Source organism: Legionella wadsworthii DSM 21896 = ATCC 33877, from assembly GCF_000701265.1.
Classification (GTDB): Bacteria; Pseudomonadota; Gammaproteobacteria; order Legionellales; family Legionellaceae; genus Legionella; species Legionella wadsworthii.
On sequence record NZ_KL370759.1, the window covers coordinates 830,798 to 850,067 of the forward strand.

Sequence of the window (19,270 nt, forward strand, 5' to 3'; positions counted from 1 at the left end):
CAAAAATGTGAATATAGTACCACAGGCTTATGCAGGCAACAAAATAGCAGATGAAAAATAATGAAATTTTTTTCTAAGCAAAAAAATCTTCGAAATTAAAAGATATTTCTGTATATTAACCAGAAAACAATTATTTATTTTGGATACTATGCGAAAGATACTTATTGTTGTGACTATTCTATTAACAGGGTGCCAAACGACAAATCAGTCTCTTGATTCTGCATCATCAGGAACTAAAAAAACGATGCGGCAAGTAACTCAGAATAAGAAAGATACAATATACAATCGGTATAAATATAAAAAGAATCGATATACTCAAGCTCAAGATGGCGCGCCTTCCAAATTGAAGTCAATTAGTTTTAAAGAACCTGTACCTTCTAAAGAACCATTAAGCAGATATGGAAATCCCAGTGAGTATTCTGTTGACGGACGTTCCTATCAAGTGATGAGAAGCTCTAAAAGTTATAAAGCACGAGGCATCGCTTCATGGTATGGAACAAAATTCCACAAACAAAGGACATCCAGTGGGGAACCTTATAATATGTATGTGATGTCTGCAGCTCATAAAACTTTACCTTTACCTACTTATGTAAAAATCAAAAATTTAAATAATGGAAAAGAAGCTATTGTTAAAGTAAATGATCGGGGTCCTTTTCATTCAAACCGAATTATTGATGTGTCCTATGCAGCAGCCTTAAAACTTGGAATTTTTCCAAAAGGGACAGCTCCGGTTGAAATAGAAACCCTGGTCGGACCTGAAGCGAAAGGACAATACTATCTCCAAGCGGGTGCGTTCAATACTGAAGCCATGGCAAAAATTTTAAAAACAAAATTATCAAAAATAACCCAATCTCCTGTATTCATTGAGCATTATAAACAACATTATATTGTAAGACTGGGGCCATTTGGTTCAAAAAATATTGCGGACAGTTTGAAGCGTAAATTGGCACTTAATGGTGTAAAGGGATCTTTTTCTGTTTTAATTTAGCTTTGAAAAGAATAATTAATAGCTAATTAATGGATTAATAGTTAAAATTGCTGGACTAAATATTCAGAATAAATGAATACAATGGCAAAAAACCGTAGCCTTGTATAGTGCATCATAGATCCATTTTGTAATACTTAATTTCATTCTTGCGCTATATCAAAGCTAATTTTCATGATGAAAGTTGATTAATTAATTCGAGGTGCTCAATCAATGCATGATGGCTCTGTATTTTATACCATATTTTTAATTTTCGCAGGCGCTGCATTTTTATCAACTTTGGTTTTATATACCAAGCAATCCTTACTGGTTGCTTATATCCTTCTTGGTGCAGTATTTGGACCTTTTGGTTTAAAATTAGTTTCCGATGTGACTATCGTGAAACAAATTGGTGATGTAGGAATTGTTTTCCTACTTTTTTTGCTGGGCTTGCACTTACAACCGCAAAATCTGGTTCATATGTTGAGGAAAGTGACTTGGGTTGCTTTAATTAGTTCTGCTCTTTTTGCTGCAATAGCATATTGGATTGGTAGATTATTTGGATTGAGCGTCGTTGAGTCATTGATTCTGGGCGGTTCAATGATGTTTTCCAGTACCATCATTGGTTTAAAATTATTGCCCACTACAATTTTACATCACCAGCATACTGGAGAAGTCATGATAAGCGTCTTACTCATGCAAGACGTGATTGCAATTATTGTATTAATCCTAATTAATGGCGCCCAACAAACTGGTGGATTTTCAATTGATGACATTATTCTAATTGGCATTGATTTACCTGCCTTATGTCTATTTGCCTTTGCTGTAGAGAAATATGTTTTAATCAAGTTATTGGCACGATTTGATAGAACTCAGGAATATGTTTTTTTATTATCTATAGGATGGTGTTTGGGATTATCGGTTCTTGCACAAAAAATTGGTCTTTCAGAAGACATTGGTGCATTTATTGCAGGTGTTGCTCTGGCTGCAAGCCCCATTTCTCTTTTTATAGCCGAGAGTCTAAAGCCCTTGAGAGATTTTTTTCTTGTCATGTTCTTCTTTTCAATAGGAGCTACTTTTAATTTTGGTTTAGCACAACAAATTATGATACCCGCGGTGATTCTTTCGGCTTTAGTTTTGCTCTTTAAACCGATTGTGTTTTATTTGCTTCTTGGTAAATCCGGGGAAAAAAAGCATGTTGCAAAAGAGGTAGGTATTCGCCTGGGCCAAGCCAGTGAATTTTCATTACTTGTTGCCAGTATTGCTTTAACTACGGAGCTTATTTCGGATAAAGCATCTAATTTAATTCAAGCTACTACCATTTTGACCTTTATTGTTTCATCATATTTAGTTGTCTTAAAATACCCAACACCCATAGCATTATCTGATAAAATGCGTAAGGATTAAATAATGAAATTATTAGTAATATTATTGAGTTTATTGAGCGAGCGTTTCTTAATTCACTCAATTTCTTATCAACGTTTTTATTGGTTTTCAGATTACTGTCAGAAAATAAGAATCAATGCGACAAAGCACAATTCTTTCTCTAATCCTTGGGTACTTCTGGCCTTGATCATACTGCCTATTTTGCTTCTAATATCCTTAATTTATATCTTGTTATATCCATTCCTATTTGGGTTCATGGGATTTTTATTAAGTTTATTTATATTCTTTTATTGCCTTGGCCCCCAAAATCTTTTTTATCCAATAATACAGTCCGATGTGAAGACTAATGAGGATCTCGTGGGCGACTACTTTATATTGGTAAATACCCAGCTATTTTCTTTAGTATTTTGGTTTGTAATTGCCGGGCCTATAGGCGCGCTGCTTTACCGTTTGATAACATTAAGTCGCGATATTAATTTTGTCAGTGAACAGGCAAAGGAAGTGACTGATTTACTTGAATGGATTCCTTCTCGTTTAACTGTATTGCTTTTCTTAATAGTAGGAAATTTTCAACGAAGCTTTTCTTTATTTAATGGTTACATTTTTGCAAAACCAGACGTAAATGGGATGATGCTGCGCGAATGTGGCTTATTAGCTCTTAGAACGAGTGATACTCAAGAAGTCAGCATGCGAGAAGCAGAAAGTTTGGTTGAGCATGCAATCATTGTCATGTTGGTATTCATTGCCTTATTTACATTAATAACTTGGCTGTAATTTTGATTGATGCCTTAGATTATATGTATTTAATCTTTCTAAACCTGTTTTTACGGATATTAAGGATATGAATATTTTTTTGCGTTGCTTAGGTTGCGCTATAATATTAAGTCTTTGTGGCTGTCAGATGCTAAAGCCGAACACAATAAAATCTCCAGCGGCTCACTGTAACATGGTATGTGTCCAGCATTTTGAACTATGTCAACAAAGGTGCATTAATAATTGTCCCAATTGCACTTATATTGCCCATAAAATGGCGGAGGTCCATTTTGCCAAATATGTGCATGAGCAAAAAGTAGAAGGTAAAAAAGTGATGCGTGAGTTGAATTCTTACCGCGATCCACTACAATGCCGCAAAGTTACATGTGATTGCTTAGCTGATTTAGCAATTTGTAAGAAAGGTTGCACTGGCGTAATTCCAACAAAATTACAAGCTGTACCTTATTGTGTTTAATGATTTTCGGGGAACACTTTCATGGCAAATGAAACTAATTTAGATTTGGATCCTATAGAAACACGTGAATGGCTGGACGCCCTGCAAGCTGTATTTATTAATGATGGTCCTGAGCGAGGCGCTTTTATTCTTAAACAGCTTCTTAATAAAGCAAATGCGGAAGGGGTGAACTTAACCAGTTCAATTAATACACCCTACAGAAATACAATTAAAACGCATGAAGAAAAACAAATGCCACCTGATGAAGGCCTTGGCAAACGAATTGGCGCGCTGATCCGGTGGAATGCTGTAGCTATGGTGCTTCGTGCGGGAAAATATGCTCCAGAACTAGGCGGTCATATTGCGTCCTATGCATCTTCATCTACTCTATATGAAACTGGATTTAATTACTTTTTTAAAGGGCCTCAAGGGGAAAATGGTGGGGATTTAGTTTATATTCAAGGCCATTCATCACCTGGCATCTATGCGCGTGCATACTTAGAAGGCCGACTCACAGAAGAACAATTAAGCAATTTCAGACAAGAAGTAGAAGTAGATGGTTTATCTTCCTACCCACATCCTTGGCTGATGAGTGAATTCTGGCAATTTCCTACCGTTTCCATGGGATTAGGTCCTTTACAAGCAATCTATCAAGCTCGCTTTTTAAAGTATTTGGAAAATAGGGGTCTTATAAAATCTGATGATAGAAAAGTTTGGGCATTTCTTGGAGATGGTGAAATGGATGAGCCCGAGTCAGTAGGTGCCTTAAGCATTGCTGCTCGTGAAAAGCTTGATAACTTAATTTTTGTTGTGAATTGTAACCTACAAAGACTCGATGGACCGGTTCGTGGTAATGGGAAAATTATACAGGAACTTGAAGGTTTGTTTCGTGGTGCGGGTTGGAATGTAATCAAAGTAATCTGGGGTGGCCGCTGGGATCCTTTACTTGCTCAAGATAAAGAGGGCTGGCTACAAAAACGGATGGAAGAGTGCGTTGATGGAGATTACCAAGCTTATAAAGCCAATAATGGTGCCTATGTAAGACAACATTTCTTTAATGAATATCCTGAATTAAAGAAAATGGTAGAAAATTATTCCGATGAGGATATCTGGAGATTAAATCGGGGTGGCCATGATCCACAAAAAGTTTTTGCTGCTTACGCCAAAGCAGTAGAGCATAAGGGATCTCCAACTGTTATCCTGGCGAAAACAATTAAAGGTTATGGAATGGGTGCAGCTGGTGAAGGACAAAATATTACTCACCAGCAAAAGAAAATGAGCATCGAGCAATTAAAAGCATTTAGAGACCGTTTTAGTATTCCTATTAGTGACGAACAAATTGCTGACATTCCTTTTTATAAACCTGCAGAAGACAGTCCAGAGATTAAATTCATTAAGAAAAACAGAGAAATGCTAGGAGGTTATCTTCCCTCACGCTCTACAGAAGCAGAGCCTCTGAAAGCTCCTGGCCTATCAGAATTTTCTTCGGTCACCAAAGGACTCGGAGATCGGGAGATTTCTACAACAATGGCTTTTGTAAGAATTCTTTCGGCGTTGTTAAAAAATAAAGAAATTAGTTCGAGAATCGTTCCCATTGTTCCTGATGAGTGTAGAACATTTGGAATGGAAGGATTATTTCGCCAAATTGGGATTTATTCCCCCGTTGGTCAGCTTTATACCCCCGTAGATCATGAACAACTAATGTTTTACCGGGAAGCGAAAGATGGACAAATCCTGGAAGAGGGAATTAATGAAGCAGGCGCTTTTTGTTCCTGGATTGCTGCTGCCACTTCCTACAGTTCTAATAAATTAGCCATGATCCCATTTTATATCTATTATTCAATGTTTGGATTCCAAAGAATAGGGGATTTGGCGTGGGCTGCGGGAGACATGCGGGCTAGAGGGTTCCTTTTAGGCGGAACTGCTGGTCGTACGACACTGGCAGGAGAAGGATTGCAACATCAGGATGGACAGAGCCTTATCCATGCTTCCATGATACCGAATTGCATATCTTACGATCCTACCTATGCTTATGAGCTTGCAGTAATCATTCAAAATGGCCTGTATCGCATGTATGAAAAGCAAGAAAACGTTTTTTATTATATTACTGTGATGAATGAAAACTATATGCATCCTGATATGCCAGAAGGTGTTGAAGAGGGCATTATAAAAGGAATGTATTTACTTCAAGAAAGTAATAAAAAATCTAAATCACATGTTCAATTGATGGGTAGTGGAACCATACTTCGAGAAGTAATCAAAGCAGCAGAAATGTTAAAAGAAGATTATTCCGTAACTGCAGACATTTGGAGTGTCACAAGCTTTAACGAGCTGAGAAGAGATGGTTTGGCTGTTGAACGGTACAATCGTATGCATCCTAAAGATAAAGAACAAAAAAGTTATGTGACAACATTATTAGAAAAAATGCCTGGTCCTGTGATTGCTGCTACAGATTATATGCGGATTTATGCGGATCAAATTAGACCATTTGTACCCAATAACTATGTTGCTTTGGGAACTGACGGTTATGGTCGAAGCGATACACGCGAGCGTTTACGCCATTTCTTTGAGGTAGATGCAAAACATATTGTTCTGGCTGCATTAAATGCTTTAGTAGCAGAAGGGACTATGGACAAATCCAAGGTTGTGGATGCAATAAAGCGTTATAACATTAATCCTGATAAATTAAATCCGGCAAACCATTAAAAATAATATTGGAGCTGATTCATTTCAGTAAATAGTTGTGATGAAATCATTGTAAAAATTTTTTCATCACAATGAGCAATTGAATGTACCGGATAATCTTTTGAGGAAAAACATGTCAAATGAAATAGAAGTTAAGATTCCTGATATTGGTGGAGCGACTCAGGTTGATGTGATTGAAATATTGGTCCAAGTAGGCGATCAAATCGAAGTGGATACACCGCTCATTACTTTAGAATCAGATAAAGCAAGTATGGAGATTCCTTCTCCGATGGCTGGGAAAATCACAAAAGTGAAGGTTAAAGTAGGAGATAAAGTATCTGAAGGCGATGTAATCCTTTATGTCTCAGCTGAGTCAAGTGGGAACACTGAGAAAGAAGCGGAACCTCAAAAAACGCAACAAACACCCGCTCCTGAAGAAATAAAAGAGGCTCCTGTTCCACAAGAAAAAAAATCTGAAGTTGAAAAAGAAGTAAAAGTTCCTGATATAGGTGGCGCAACTCAAGTCGATGTTATCGAAGTTTTAGTTAAAGAAGGAGATTATATCGAAGAAAATTCACCTCTTATTACTTTAGAGTCAGATAAAGCCAGCATGGAAATTCCTTCACCCCTATCGGGAAAAGTGACCCAACTGAAGGTTAAGGTAGGTGATAAAGTATCAGAGGGAGATTTAATCCTTTCGGTTATTACCGAACAAAACAAAGAAGAAACTGCAAAAAATGAAACTCTTTCTGTGACAGAGTCCGTGCAGCCTAAAGAATCTAAACCCGTAGAACACACGCAAATAAATGAAGAGCGGTCAACTCAATCCGCTAATTCTGTTGATGAAGAATCATTAAAGGCAATTGCTGCTGGTCCAGCTGTAAGGCGCATGGCTCGAGAGCTTGGAGTCAACTTATCTGAAGTAAATGGTACTGGTCGAAAAGATCGCATTACGAAAGAAGACATTCAATCTTTTGTAAAAGCACGCCTAAATGGACAAGCAAGCCAGGTAACCTTTAGTGTTCCTCAAAACCCAGTCATTGATTTTTCTCAATTTGGGGAAATTGAAACAAAACCGCTTAATAAAATTAAAAAGCTTACTGGTGCCAATGTACATCGTTCATGGATAACTATTCCTCATGTGACCCAATTTGACGCAGCGGATATAACCGAAATCGAGGCATTTAGAAAATCTGAATCTGAACAGGCTAAAGAGAAGGGATACAAACTCACATTACTTGCATTTGTTTGTGCTGTTGTAAGCAAAGCTTTAAAGGTATACCCTCAGTTCAATGCTTCCTTGGATGCTACAGGGGCTCATCTCATCTATAAAAAATATTGCAATATAGGTATTGCGGTAGAAACACCTAACGGTTTGGTGGTTCCTGTAATTAAAAATGTAGATAAATTGAATGTATCCGAAATTGCAGCTGAAATGGCTCGTTTAAGCTCTAAAGCTCGGGACAAGGGCTTAATGCCAGCTGATATGTCTGGAGGGTGTTTTACAATTTCCAGTCTGGGTGGTATAGGCGGTACATCATTTACGCCTATAGTGAACAGTCCGGAGGTAGCAATTCTTGGATTATCACGTTCAGAAATAAAACCTGTCTATGAACAGGGAACATTTCAACCTAGATTAATGCTGCCTTTGTCTCTATCTTATGATCATCGGGTGATAGATGGTGCCGAAGCAGCACGTTTTACTCGTATTATCTGCGATTGCTTAAGTGATATAAGACGAATTTTACTCTAATATTTTTTTATAATTGTTAATGAAAGAGGCTTGTAATGGCTAATAAAATAAAGACGGATGTCGTTGTGTTAGGAAGTGGCCCTGGAGGATACACCGCGGCATTTAGAGCAGCAGACCTGGGAAAAAAAGTAGTCTTGGTGGAGCGTTATGACTCACTCGGAGGAGTTTGCCTTAATGTAGGTTGTATTCCTTCAAAAGCATTATTGCATATTGCTAAAGTTGTTGAAGAAGCTCATGAGGTGTCTGAGCAGGGAGTTAGCTTTGGTCCACCAAAATTAGATAATAAGAAGATCGTAGGTTGGAAAAATTCAGTAGTATCCAAACTTACGGGTGGTTTGAAAGCTTTAGCGAAACAGCGCAAGGTTGAGGTAATTACGGGATTAGGTAAATTTTCTGGTACGCACCAAGTATCCGTAGCCACTCAAGATGGTTCAGTGGAAGTGGAATTTGAGAATGCCATTATTGCAGTAGGATCTGAATCCATAAATTTACCCTTTATTCCCGAAGACAAACGTATATTCAGTTCGACTGGAGCATTGGAACTCGCAGATATTAAGGGAAGTTTATTGGTTTTGGGTGGAGGGATTATCGGTCTTGAAATGGCTACTGTTTATTCCTCATTAGGTGTTGATGTAACTGTTGTGGAATTTATGGATCAGCTCATCCCTGGTGCAGATTTTGATTTGGTCAATGTTTTGCAAAAACGGATGCAGAAAAAAGGTGTCAAGTTCCTTTTAAAAACAAAAGTAACTGCCGTAGAAGCAAAGAAAGAGGGTATCTATGTGTCCATGGAAGGGGAGCATGCAACTGACAAACCGCTTTGCTTTCAACAAGTTCTTGTTTCTGTGGGAAGAAAGCCCAACGGAGGTGCAATTGATGCGGAAAAGGCAGGAATAAAGGTAGATGAAAGAGGCTTTATCAAAGTAGATAACCAGCAAAGAACAAATGTAAATCATATCTTTGCTATAGGTGACGTAGTAGGACAACCGATGCTTGCGCATAAAGCCATTCCAGAAGGTAAAGTTGCCGCAGAAGTTATTGCGGGCAAAAAGCACTACTTTGATCCTAAGTGCATTGCTAGTGTTGCTTATACCGATCCGGAAATTGCATGGACAGGTTTAACTGAAAAAGAAGCAAAAGAAAAAAATATTCGATATGAAAAGGCAACTTTTCCTTGGGCAGCCAGTGGCCGTGCACTCAGTATGGGCCGAGAAGAAGGTGTTACCAAGCTATTATTCTGTCCTGATACGAAGAGAATTTTAGGGGCTGGAATAGTGGGGATTAATGCGGGCGATTTAATTACTGAAGCAGCATTAGCGATTGAAATGTGTTGTGATGTTGAAGATATTGCGCTGACAATACATCCTCATCCCACGCTTTCAGAAACTATCGGTCAAGCAGCAGAAGCCTTTGAAGGCACAATAACTGACTTATATTTGCCAAAGAAGAAAAAAAATACTGAATAATATAGAATGTAATTCTTATGCAACAAAAGCCGGACCTGATAATTTGTAAAAGAAAAATTAGGATTGCGGCTTTTGCCGCTAGTTAAGAGATGCATCATCGAATTGAATCTGAATTGGGTTCGATAAAGAAATCAAATCAGAAGCGTAGGAAAAGATAAAGATGTGATACTTTATCTTCAGAAAGGTTTACAATTTGTTCAGGAGCAACAGGGATGGTACGTAACATTCGAAAGATGACAGAATCCGATATTGATGCTGTTTATGCTATTGAAAAAAGCGTTCATATTGCTCCATGGGATAGAGATATATTAAGGGACTGTGTGCGTGTGGGATATGATTGCCGTGTGTTTGAATCAGGTCCAAAAGAGAATACTTCAATCTGTGGCTATATTATCTCTAGACATGCCGGTAATTGTTGCCATATTTTAAATTTTTGTATTGCCAAGCCTTTTCAATCTCAAGGGAATGGACGTCTCTTTTTACAAGAAGTCTTGTCGTCTTTGGATGAAATTAAAAGTTTAGATTATGTAATACTCGAAGTAAGACCGAGTAATAAAACTGCTTTACATCTTTATACAAGCATGGGATTTGAACAGATTGAAATCAAACCCGCTTATTATGTGGAAGAAAATAATATAGAAGATGCGATAGTGTTAAGAAAATTATGCCAGAAGCGCAACAGTTAAAATTTTCATAAAAAGTTATCTCAATACTGTTTTTATAAATTTTATCTGATATTATATACGACCATTTCAGTTAATCCCCCATCCACTTTCCTGTGGATAACTATTTTTAAAATTAAATCTTTTTCCACCCTTTTATTATTGAAATTCGCTATAACCCATAATACATAAGGGTTTTTGATATTTTCTAAAAATCGAGTACTTTAAATGTTATCCACAAAATCTGTGGATAACATTGTGAATAGGGCGATGAATTACTTGATAAATAAGCTCATTTTACATTTGACTTAATATTATCCAAAAACGCACTCCGTGTTGGATAATATTTTTTCAGAAAAGTTTCATTAGTTAAGAATATAAAACGACGTTTTATTGTATAATAAATGAGTGTTAATTGTGCATCGTGATTTTTGTAATATCAAATTTCCATGACAAAGATAAATTGTCTGTGTTACTCTCTAACATCTTGAAAATTGCAATTTTTCTTCTTAAATGTTGCAAATATTAATACAGATTATATCGATTTATGAGTTGAGAAAGTTTCATGAGAAGAGCAAAGTCAAAATTAGACACCACCCCTCAAAATGCTCAAATTGAAAATTTAAGTCATGATGGGAAAGGTATTGCACGGATTAACGGTAAAGCCACTTTTATTGAAGGGGCATTACCTGGTGAACATGTAGAGTTCCTATATACCAGGAGAAAAAAAGATTTCGACGAAGGCCTTTTAAACACCGTCGTTGAATCATCTGCTTTAAGAGTCGATTCAAAATGCCCTCATTATGTTATGTGTGGTGGGTGTTCTTTACAGCACATGAGTGAAGAACATCAGATTCATTTTAAACAAGATCAACTATTAGACCTATTGTCACGTTATGGACATACTCAACCTCAAACTGTGTTAAATCCTTTAACAGCAGGACATTGGAATTACAGAAATAAAGCACGTTTGAGCGTACGTTATGTTGAGAAAAAAAGTGCCACTATGGTGGGTTTCCGAGAGCGAAGAAATCCTCGTTATATCACTGAAATTACTCAATGTCCTGTCTTAAATACAAAAGTTGATGCCGATATTCTTCCTTTAAGGAAACTAATAGATTCCATGCAAGATAAAGAGTGTATTGCACAAATTGAAGTGGCAGCCGGAGATGAGGAGGTTGCTCTTATTTTCAGAAACTTAAAACCTTTAAGTGTTGTAGATGAATTAAAAATCCAACAATTTGCTGAAGAATATCAATATAAAATTTTCCTGCAGCCTGGCGGGGCTGAAAGCGTGTATTGTTTTTATCCACCAAATTCAAATGAATTTTTATCTTACCAACTACCTGATTTTGCCATCACTTTTTTATTTCATCCGACTGATTTCACTCAAGTAAACTCGTCTTTAAACCGATCTATGGTTGCTCAAGCTTTAGATCTGATGGACTTAAAAAGTACAGATATAGTGCTAGACTTATTTTGTGGATTGGGTAATTTCTCACTTCCTATGGCGAAACAGTGTGCTAAAGTAATCGGTGTTGAAGGCAGTAAAAATATGGTTGAAAGAGCCTATACGAATGCAAAATTGAATCATATTCACAATGTAGATTTCTATGCGGCTAATTTAGATGATTTGAATGAAGTCAAGAGATTGACTCAGCAACACTGTAACAAAATCTTAATTGATCCCCCTCGCTCAGGTGCGCTTGAACTTGTTAAACAAATGGATGCGTTAAATCCGGAGCGGATTGTATACGTATCCTGTAATCCTGTAACATTGGCTCGAGATACAGATATATTGGTCAATCAAAAAGGTTATGCATTGATAAAAGCTGGGGTTATGGATATGTTTCCCCACACTGCCCATGTTGAATCAATTGCTTTGTTTGAAAAAGGATAAACCTGATGGTTAGAGTAAAAGACACTATCCCCCTATGTGAAGATGGAAGCATTGATGTTGATTTATGGCTCCATCAATTAGGCGCAAAAGGTTATTTGGATAATCTTGAACTCATTCGAAGCGCATGTACCTTAAGCCAACTTGCAGGGCAGGAACATGCGACAGAAACGGGGCAATCCTGTTTACAGCAAGGGTTGTCTATGGCTGATTTGCTCGCAGATCTAGAGGTTGATCAAGAAACGCTTGCTGCAGCCATTATTTTTGAAAATGTGCACTATGCCGATTTATCTTTGGATGATGTGACTGAGCAATTAGGCCCGAACATTGCTAAGTTGGTCAGAGGAATTGAGCGCATGAGCGCGATGCATAGTTTTCAGGGGTGGAATAAATACCCCCAAAACAAGCAACAAATCGATAACATTCGAAAAATGTTATTGGCAATGGTGGATGATGTACGGGTTGTTCTCATTAAATTGGCTGAACGTTTATGTGTTTTAAGAACTGCAGCCCATTTACCCGAAGAGTTAAGGAAACAATTAGCTACGGAAGCTATGGAAATTTATGCTCCTTTGGCAAATCGGCTAGGGATAGGGGCAATAAAATGGGAAATGGAAGATCTGGCGTTCCGTCATTTACACCCTGACGATTATAAAGCGATAGCCAAAGGTTTAAAAGCAAAACGTTTGGAGCGGGATAGTTTCGTTGATGCCATAGTTGGTCAGTTGAATGAGCAGATCAAGGCTAGTGGCATTGAACATTTTGCTGTATATGGCCGTGCAAAACATATTCACAGTATTTATAAAAAAATGACACGCAAGAACGTGTCATTAGAAGAAATTTATGATGCTATTGCGGTACGGGTTCTTGTTGATTCCCAGCCCCATTGCTATGAAGTTTTAGGGATGGTGCATACTCTTTGGAAACAAATTCCAGCTGAGTTTGATGATTACATTATCAATCCTAAGGCTAATGGTTATCAATCATTACATACAGCAGTAAGAGGACCAGAAGGAAGGGTTTTCGAGGTACAAATAAGAACCTTTCACATGCATGACTTGGCTGAAATGGGTGTTGCTGCGCATTGGAAATATAAAGAAGGGGGCATCAAACAGAAACAAAGTCATGAACGCAAGATTGAATGGCTTCGTGATGTTTTGGCTTGGCACCGTGAAATGGCCAGTAATAAAGGTGTTCCTGAAAGCTCGACTTCAGAATTTCTCGAAGACAGAGTTTATGTATTTACACCTGATGGAGATGTTCTTGATTTACCACAAGGAGTCACCTCCTTAGACTTTGCTTACCATGTTCATAGTGATTTAGGACATCGATGCCGGGGTGCACGTGTCAACGGACATATTGTCCCATTAACTTATCAGTTGAAAACAGGAGATAGGGTCGAAGTACTAACAGGGAAAGAAAGTAAACCTTCACGAGATTGGATCAACCCCCATCTCAATTACCTCAAAACTTCGAGAGCTAAAGCCAAAGTATTACATTGGTTTAAAATGCAAGACTATGATAGAAACATCCAAGAGGGTCGGGAATTACTCGAAAAAGAATTAAAATCTTTAGGAATAAAATCAGAAAAACTTGCTGAAGCTGCGAGTGCATTGCATTTTAAAAAATTGGATGATTTGTACGCTAATTTGGGACGCGGTGATATCAAAATAGGACAAATTGTTAGTAAACTTGCTCCCCCGGTTACCTCGGAGCTCAATTTAGAACGCTTTGTCAAACCTCAAGCCAAACCGGAAATTACAGGAAGTGATTTACGTATAGAAGGTGTGGGGAATTTGCTAACTTTCATGGCAAGATGCTGTCAACCCGTTCCTGGCGATCCAGTAATAGGTTACATCACAATAGGTCGCGGGGTATCCGTTCATAGACAGGATTGCCCTAATATTATTCATGCCAGCGAAAGACAAAAACAGCGTTTTTTACAAGTCACCTGGGGAAGTGCTACGCGTGAAAATTATGTTGTTGATATTTTAATTAAAGCTTTTGATCGTTCCGAGCTTTTAAAAGATGTGACTTCACTTCTTGCCAATGAAAAAGCACATGTTTATGCCTTGCAAACTCAAAGTAACAAGCAAGAAAATATGGCTTATATTACTTTAACCGTTGATGTGGATGGTCTAAGTAGCCTTTCCAGATTACTCACAAAATTAGAGCAAATTCCTAATGTGCTTGAAGCCAGAAGACAGATTTAAATAGATAAGTATTGCTACCAGTATACTGACCTCAACTCTATTGCCATACAGCCTGAGGATATTGTGTCACTAGAGTAGATTTAAGAGTTGCAACGGATTTAAAATGCAACAATCGTGTAAGTTTACAATTTCTGAAGTAAACGATTACATATGTCGCTTCTATTTTAAAATAAAACCAGCAACTACAGCACGATTCTCACTCAGCAAAACGTTGTATGTACGACTTGCTGCGCCGATGGACATGCTTTCGATACCGATTCGTTGATCTCCTAGCTGCTTCATAATTGACAGAGGCAGGAGTTTTCCAGTATGTTCATGCCCAATGATGATAATCTCTGGTTTAAATTGGGTTAATAAATTCATATAGTGTTCATCAATTTCCTGAATGTCTTGAATTGATAAATCACTAATGATTTCTGTCTCGGAAACGATTAAACTGCGTTCATAAACAATAGAATTAATCTGAATTTTGTTATCACTATAAGATTGCACCGCATGTGGTTCTGCTGATTCTAAATTGATATGCATGATTTAGGGCTAATAAAGAATGATTGTGGCTGCAAGTATACTACAGGGGTCAATATTATGAGTCAATTTCCACGTATAAATCGTCTTCCGCCTTATGTTTTTAATACATTAACCCAATTAAAAACTGAAGCACGAGCACGTGGAGAAGATATTATTGATTTTGGCATGGGAAATCCAGATCAACCCACGCCACCACATATTGTGAATAAACTCATTGAAGCAGCGCAAAGACCTGGTACTCATCGGTATTCGATGTCTAAAGGTATACCAAGACTTAGACGCGCGATGTCTTCCTGGTACCAGCGCAATTATGATGTACATTTAAATAGTGAGTCACAAATATTAGCTACAATTGGTTCAAAAGAGGGACTGGCACATCTTGCATTGGCAATAAGTGGACCTGGGGATACTGTTCTGGTTCCGGATCCAGCTTATCCTATCCATACCTATGGATTTATTATTGCGGGTGCTAACGTGAAACAAATCCCTCTAATTAATGAAATACAATTTTTAAATGCAATTGAAGAAACGATTCAGAGCAGCTTGCCAAAACCTAAAGCGTTAGTGATTAATTTCCCTGCGAATCCAAGCACCCATTGCGTTGATTATTCTTTTTTTGAACAAGTAATTGATTTGGCAAAAAAACATCAAATTTGGGTCATCCATGATTTAGCTTATGCTGATATTGTATTTGACGGGTATAAAGCACCCTCCATACTTCAGGTTCCTGGGGCCACAGAGATTGCAATTGAAACATATTCCATGTCTAAATCTTACAATATGCCCGGTTGGCGTGTTGGTTTTGCTTGTGGCAATGAAGAATTGGTTGCTGCGCTTACGCGTATTAAATCTTATTTGGATTACGGGACATTTACACCAATTCAAATTGCCGCAATTGCTGCATTAGATGGTCCAGATGATTGTGTCAAAGAGATCAGGGATCTTTATGAAAAACGTCGTAATATTCTTTGTGATGGTTTAAATGACATTGGCTGGGAGGTTACTCGTCCTAAGGCGACTATGTTTGTTTGGGCACCAATACCCGCCCATTATCAACCTATGGGTTCTCTTGAATTCAGTAAGTACCTATTAAAAGAAGCTCATGTTGCCGTATCCCCAGGTATCGGTTTTGGCCAACAAGGTGATAATTATGTTCGGTTTGGCTTAATAGAAAATAAAGATCGAATGCGACAAGCATTAAGAAATTTAAAATTACTATTCCGTAAAGATGGTTTGATTAAGGCCGAACAAACATGCACGTTGTAATTGACTCAGATTGCTCCTCTATTCCTGATGGAATTAATCCATTTAATTCAGAAGGCAATGCATTATTAAATTTTTTGCTAAGTGTAGGCTACGATCCTGTCAACCCTCCGCTCGCTGAATTATTAAAACGCCATCACAATTTAGAAGGCCAATGGCTTATAATGACACCCATTCATTGGGAAGCAACACATAATGATGCCATGATTGTAGCCTGGGGTAAGGATTTGCAACTGTCACAACCTGAAGCCAAATCTTGGTTTGATTTATTCTCACAATATTTTGCAGAAGAGAACGCCTTACTTTACTTCCATGATTCGGAAACCTGGTTATTGTGCAGAGACAATCAAGTATCCATAGAGGCAAAGCCTCCCCATCATTTGTTGCATCAGTCATTAATGCCTGAATTAGCCAAATTGGACAAAACAATGTTCTGGCAAAAATTTATTACCGAAGTTCAAATGTTTTTTGCGTCCCAAGCGAATCAATCTGTTGCTAATGGTTTATGGGTATGGGGAGGAGGCAAATTAAAGGATAAAATCCCAATTAATATTTGTGTCGATGAACATTATTATCCGATCGCACAAATTGTTAGCAATCAAGTCACATTGTATCGTCCTGAAATCAAACTTAAAGATCAGCAAATTCTGTTGCTCAAGGATTTTTCTATGCTCAGTGCACGACATCAAGAAGAACTAAGTAGCATTTCGGTTCAGTGGTTTTGGAATAACGTGGCTTACTCTACCGCTCCTCATCGCTGGTACGTTCGATTATGGAGGAAATTAATCCATGCTCATTAAACAACGCCCTCAGTCAGCACATGCACTCAATTTACCTAATATGCCTGATGTATTAAAACGAATATTTGCAAATCGAGGAATCACAGAGTTGTCCCAATTAGATAAACAACTCCAAACTTTGTTACCTTTTAATAGTTTAAAAGGGATTGATAAAGCCTGTATACGACTTGAGAAAGCTCTGAGTGAACAACAAAAAATTCTGGTTATCGGAGATTTTGATGCAGATGGTGCAACCTCAACAGCACTAGCTGTAACCGCTTTGCGCGCAATGGGAGCCCACCAAGTTGAATATTTAGTACCTAATCGCTTCGAATTTGGTTATGGATTAACCCCGCAAATCGTTGAAGTAGCCAACAAATGGAGTCCTGCATTAATCATCACTGTGGATAATGGGATAGCAAGTTTTGAAGGCGTAGAAAGAGCAAATCAGTTAAATATCGATGTAATCATTACAGATCATCATTTGCCTGCAGAAGTTCTCCCTAATGCATGTGCCATTGTGAATCCAAACCAATTGGATTGCAAATTCCCCAGTAAGTCTATAGCTGGGGTTGGCGTTATATTTTATGTCATGTTGGCTTTACGTAGACATTTAATTAATAACCAATGGTTTCAAGAGAGAAACATTGCCGAACCCAATATGGCCAGTTTCCTGGATTTAGTTGCGCTAGGCACCGTAGCTGATGTGGTCGGATTGGATCAAAATAACCGCATTATGGTAAATCAAGGGCTTGCAAGGATACGCCAAGGGCTATGTCGTGTAGGGATTAAAGCTTTGATAGAAATATCCGGACGTGAATGTGCGCGCCTCAGAGAATCGGATTTAGGTTTTGCGATTGCCCCAAGGCTAAACGCTGCTGGACGCTTGGATGATATGGCTTTAGGAATTGAATGTCTCATTACTTCAGATGCGCAAAAAGCCAGAAATTTTTGCCAGCAATTGGATGAGTTAAACGAAGAAAGAAAACAAATAGAAACAGAAATGAAAGAGCAGGCCATGATTGCATTGGAAAAACTAGCAATTAATCCTGATTACAACGGTAATCATTTGCCTATTGCATTGTGTCTTTTCGATAAAACATGGCATCAAGGTGTCATTGGTATTTTGGCCGGTCGAATGAAAGAACGGTATCATCGTCCTGTTATTGCTTTTGCTGAAGTGAGTGAAGATGAGTTGAAAGGCTCGGCGCGTTCTGTCCCCAATTTAAATATTCGCGATGTGTTGGCTGCAATCGATAAGGACAATCCCGGACTGATTATAAAGTTTGGCGGACATGCTATGGCTGCAGGTTTAAGTATTCATCCCAAATCACTCAAAGCGTTTCGCGAGACTTTAATTTCTGAAGTAATGAAGCATATTGATTTATCGCAATGCGAAGGGGAGTTGCTCACGGATGGTCCATTAAGGCCTGAAGAATTTAGCCTGGAAATAGCGCAATTAATTCAGCAAGCTGGACCATGGGGGCAGCAATTTGCTGAACCGGTTTTTGATAACGTTTTTGAGATTTTAGATCAAAGATTAGTAGGCAAAAACCACTTGAAAATGACTTTAGCGACAACCCAAGGCGATCAACAAGTCGATGCAATTGCTTTCAATGTAGACTTAAAATCCTGGCCAAATCACCGAGTGAAATATATCCATGCCGCTTATAAATTAGATATCAATTTTTTCCAAGGCCGAACGCGATTACAACTTCTTATTCAAGCTATGAATGCTACAAATCAAGAGTAAACCCTCTTGTCTACGTGCCGCGGCTTGCCCGCGGCATCCATTTAAAATCTATTTTGGCAGATAGAAAAATTCGCATGAGAATCATTAAAGCGATTATTTTTTAGAGTTATATTTGGATACCGCGGACAAGCCGCGGTACGTAGGAATGGTAAAGTTGGATACCGCGGACAAGCGCGGTACGTAGGAATGGTAAAGTTGGATTCCGCGGACAAGCTGCGGTACGTAGGAATGGTAAAGTTGGATACCGCGGACAAGCGCGGTACGTAGGAATGGTAAAGTTGGATACCGCGGACAAGCACGGTACGTAGGAATGGTAAAGTGGATACCGCGGACAAGCGCGGTACGTAGGAATGGTAAAGTTGGATTCCGCGGACAAGCTGCGGTACGTAGGAATGGTAAAGTTGGATACCGCGGACAAGCGCGGTACGTAGGAATGGTAAAGTTGGATACCGCGGATAAGCTGCGGTACGTAGGGAATGGTAAAGTTGGATACCGCGGACAAGCGCGGTACGTAGGAATAGTAAAGTGGATACCGCGGACAAGCTCGGTACGTAGGGAATAGTAAAGTTGGATACCGCGGACAAGCGCGGTACGCAGGAATAGTAAAGTTGAATACCGCGGACAAGCCATAATAGAAAAAATTTAATGTATTAACAGATGTTTGGTATTTTTATACAAAATTTTGGCGTTCAGGTTATAATACCCAATTTTATT

The 19,270-nt window shown here is 38.3% G+C and carries 13 protein-coding genes; 12 read left to right on the forward strand and 1 reads right to left on the reverse strand.

Annotated features, from left to right (window positions below; genetic code table 11):
• The first annotated feature begins 148 nt into the window (after positions 1-148).
• The 9 genes from BU07_RS0109870 (at position 149) to relA (ending at position 14,233) form a co-directional block, all read left to right on the forward strand.
• A complete protein-coding gene (locus BU07_RS0109870; RefSeq protein WP_031565626.1) occupies positions 149-988 on the forward strand; it encodes a septal ring lytic transglycosylase RlpA family protein in 840 nt (279 codons plus the stop codon).
• A 210-nt stretch (positions 989-1,198) separates the two neighbouring features.
• Positions 1,199-2,371 (forward strand): cation:proton antiporter, encoded by a 1,173-nt coding sequence (locus BU07_RS0109875; RefSeq protein ID WP_031565627.1) that lies wholly within the window; start codon positions 1,199-1,201, stop codon positions 2,369-2,371.
• Positions 2,372-2,374: 3 nt separating this feature from the next.
• Positions 2,375-3,124 (forward strand): membrane protein, encoded by a 750-nt coding sequence (locus BU07_RS0109880; protein ID WP_031565629.1) that lies wholly within the window; start codon positions 2,375-2,377, stop codon positions 3,122-3,124.
• A 475-nt stretch (positions 3,125-3,599) separates the two neighbouring features.
• Positions 3,600-6,263 carry a pyruvate dehydrogenase (acetyl-transferring), homodimeric type gene (aceE, locus tag BU07_RS0109890; RefSeq protein ID WP_031565633.1) on the forward strand — a complete coding sequence of 888 codons (2,664 nt, stop codon included), beginning with the start codon at positions 3,600-3,602 and terminating at the stop codon, positions 6,261-6,263.
• A 112-nt stretch (positions 6,264-6,375) separates the two neighbouring features.
• The gene (gene aceF, locus BU07_RS0109895) at positions 6,376-7,995 is read left to right on the forward strand and encodes a dihydrolipoyllysine-residue acetyltransferase (RefSeq protein WP_031565635.1); all 1,620 of its coding nucleotides are present in this window, start codon (positions 6,376-6,378) and stop codon (positions 7,993-7,995) included.
• A 35-nt stretch (positions 7,996-8,030) separates the two neighbouring features.
• Complete coding sequence (gene lpdA, locus BU07_RS0109900; RefSeq protein ID WP_031565636.1) at positions 8,031-9,461, forward strand: dihydrolipoyl dehydrogenase; 1,431 nt, start codon at positions 8,031-8,033, stop codon at positions 9,459-9,461.
• A gap of 212 nt (positions 9,462-9,673) precedes the next feature.
• Complete coding sequence (gene rimI, locus BU07_RS0109905) at positions 9,674-10,147, forward strand: ribosomal protein S18-alanine N-acetyltransferase (RefSeq protein ID WP_031565638.1); 474 nt, start codon at positions 9,674-9,676, stop codon at positions 10,145-10,147.
• Positions 10,148-10,688: 541 nt separating this feature from the next.
• Positions 10,689-12,023, forward strand: a complete 1,335-nt coding sequence (gene rlmD / locus BU07_RS0109910; protein WP_031565640.1) for a 23S rRNA (uracil(1939)-C(5))-methyltransferase RlmD — start codon at positions 10,689-10,691, stop codon at positions 12,021-12,023.
• A 5-nt stretch (positions 12,024-12,028) separates the two neighbouring features.
• On the forward strand, positions 12,029-14,233 hold the full coding sequence (gene relA / locus BU07_RS0109915; RefSeq protein WP_031565642.1) for a GTP diphosphokinase: 2,205 nt from the start codon (positions 12,029-12,031) through the stop codon (positions 14,231-14,233).
• A gap of 159 nt (positions 14,234-14,392) precedes the next feature.
• On the opposite strand, the gene BU07_RS0109920 is transcribed toward relA, so the two are convergent.
• Complete coding sequence (locus BU07_RS0109920; protein ID WP_031565644.1) at positions 14,393-14,761, reverse strand: Mth938-like domain-containing protein; 369 nt, start codon at positions 14,759-14,761, stop codon at positions 14,393-14,395.
• Positions 14,762-14,818: 57 nt separating this feature from the next.
• Here BU07_RS0109920 and alaC point away from each other — a divergent pair, with 57 nt between their 5' ends.
• The 3 genes from alaC to recJ are packed head-to-tail and all read left to right on the forward strand — an operon-like array spanning position 14,819 to position 18,556.
• On the forward strand, positions 14,819-16,027 hold the full coding sequence (gene alaC / locus BU07_RS0109925) for an alanine transaminase (protein WP_031565647.1): 1,209 nt from the start codon (positions 14,819-14,821) through the stop codon (positions 16,025-16,027).
• The gene (locus BU07_RS0109930; protein WP_031565648.1) at positions 16,015-16,824 is read left to right on the forward strand and encodes a hypothetical protein; all 810 of its coding nucleotides are present in this window, start codon (positions 16,015-16,017) and stop codon (positions 16,822-16,824) included. Before alaC ends, BU07_RS0109930 begins: the two co-directional genes overlap by 13 nt.
• Entirely contained in the window at positions 16,814-18,556 is a 1,743-nt protein-coding gene (gene recJ / locus BU07_RS0109935; RefSeq protein WP_031565650.1) for a single-stranded-DNA-specific exonuclease RecJ, read from the forward strand. The genes BU07_RS0109930 and recJ overlap by 11 nt, the downstream gene beginning before the upstream one ends.
• Positions 18,557-19,270: the final 714 nt, after the last annotated feature.

Coding starts and splice junctions, on each gene's coding strand:
- alaC (WP_031565647.1), top strand. CDS start 14,819: ATGAGTCAATTTCCACGTATAAATCGTCTTCCGCCTTATGTTTTTAAT.
- BU07_RS0109930 (WP_031565648.1), top strand. CDS start 16,015: ATGCACGTTGTAATTGACTCAGATTGCTCCTCTATTCCTGATGGAATT.
- lpdA (WP_031565636.1), top strand. CDS start 8,031: ATGGCTAATAAAATAAAGACGGATGTCGTTGTGTTAGGAAGTGGCCCT.
- rimI (WP_031565638.1), top strand. CDS start 9,674: ATGGTACGTAACATTCGAAAGATGACAGAATCCGATATTGATGCTGTT.
- BU07_RS0109870 (WP_031565626.1), top strand. CDS start 149: ATGCGAAAGATACTTATTGTTGTGACTATTCTATTAACAGGGTGCCAA.
- rlmD (WP_031565640.1), top strand. CDS start 10,689: ATGAGAAGAGCAAAGTCAAAATTAGACACCACCCCTCAAAATGCTCAA.
- relA (WP_031565642.1), top strand. CDS start 12,029: ATGGTTAGAGTAAAAGACACTATCCCCCTATGTGAAGATGGAAGCATT.
- BU07_RS0109880 (WP_031565629.1), top strand. CDS start 2,375: ATGAAATTATTAGTAATATTATTGAGTTTATTGAGCGAGCGTTTCTTA.
- aceE (WP_031565633.1), top strand. CDS start 3,600: ATGGCAAATGAAACTAATTTAGATTTGGATCCTATAGAAACACGTGAA.
- BU07_RS0109875 (WP_031565627.1), top strand. CDS start 1,199: ATGCATGATGGCTCTGTATTTTATACCATATTTTTAATTTTCGCAGGC.
- recJ (WP_031565650.1), top strand. CDS start 16,814: ATGCTCATTAAACAACGCCCTCAGTCAGCACATGCACTCAATTTACCT.
- BU07_RS0109920 (WP_031565644.1), bottom strand. CDS start 14,761: ATGCATATCAATTTAGAATCAGCAGAACCACATGCGGTGCAATCTTAT.
- aceF (WP_031565635.1), top strand. CDS start 6,376: ATGTCAAATGAAATAGAAGTTAAGATTCCTGATATTGGTGGAGCGACT.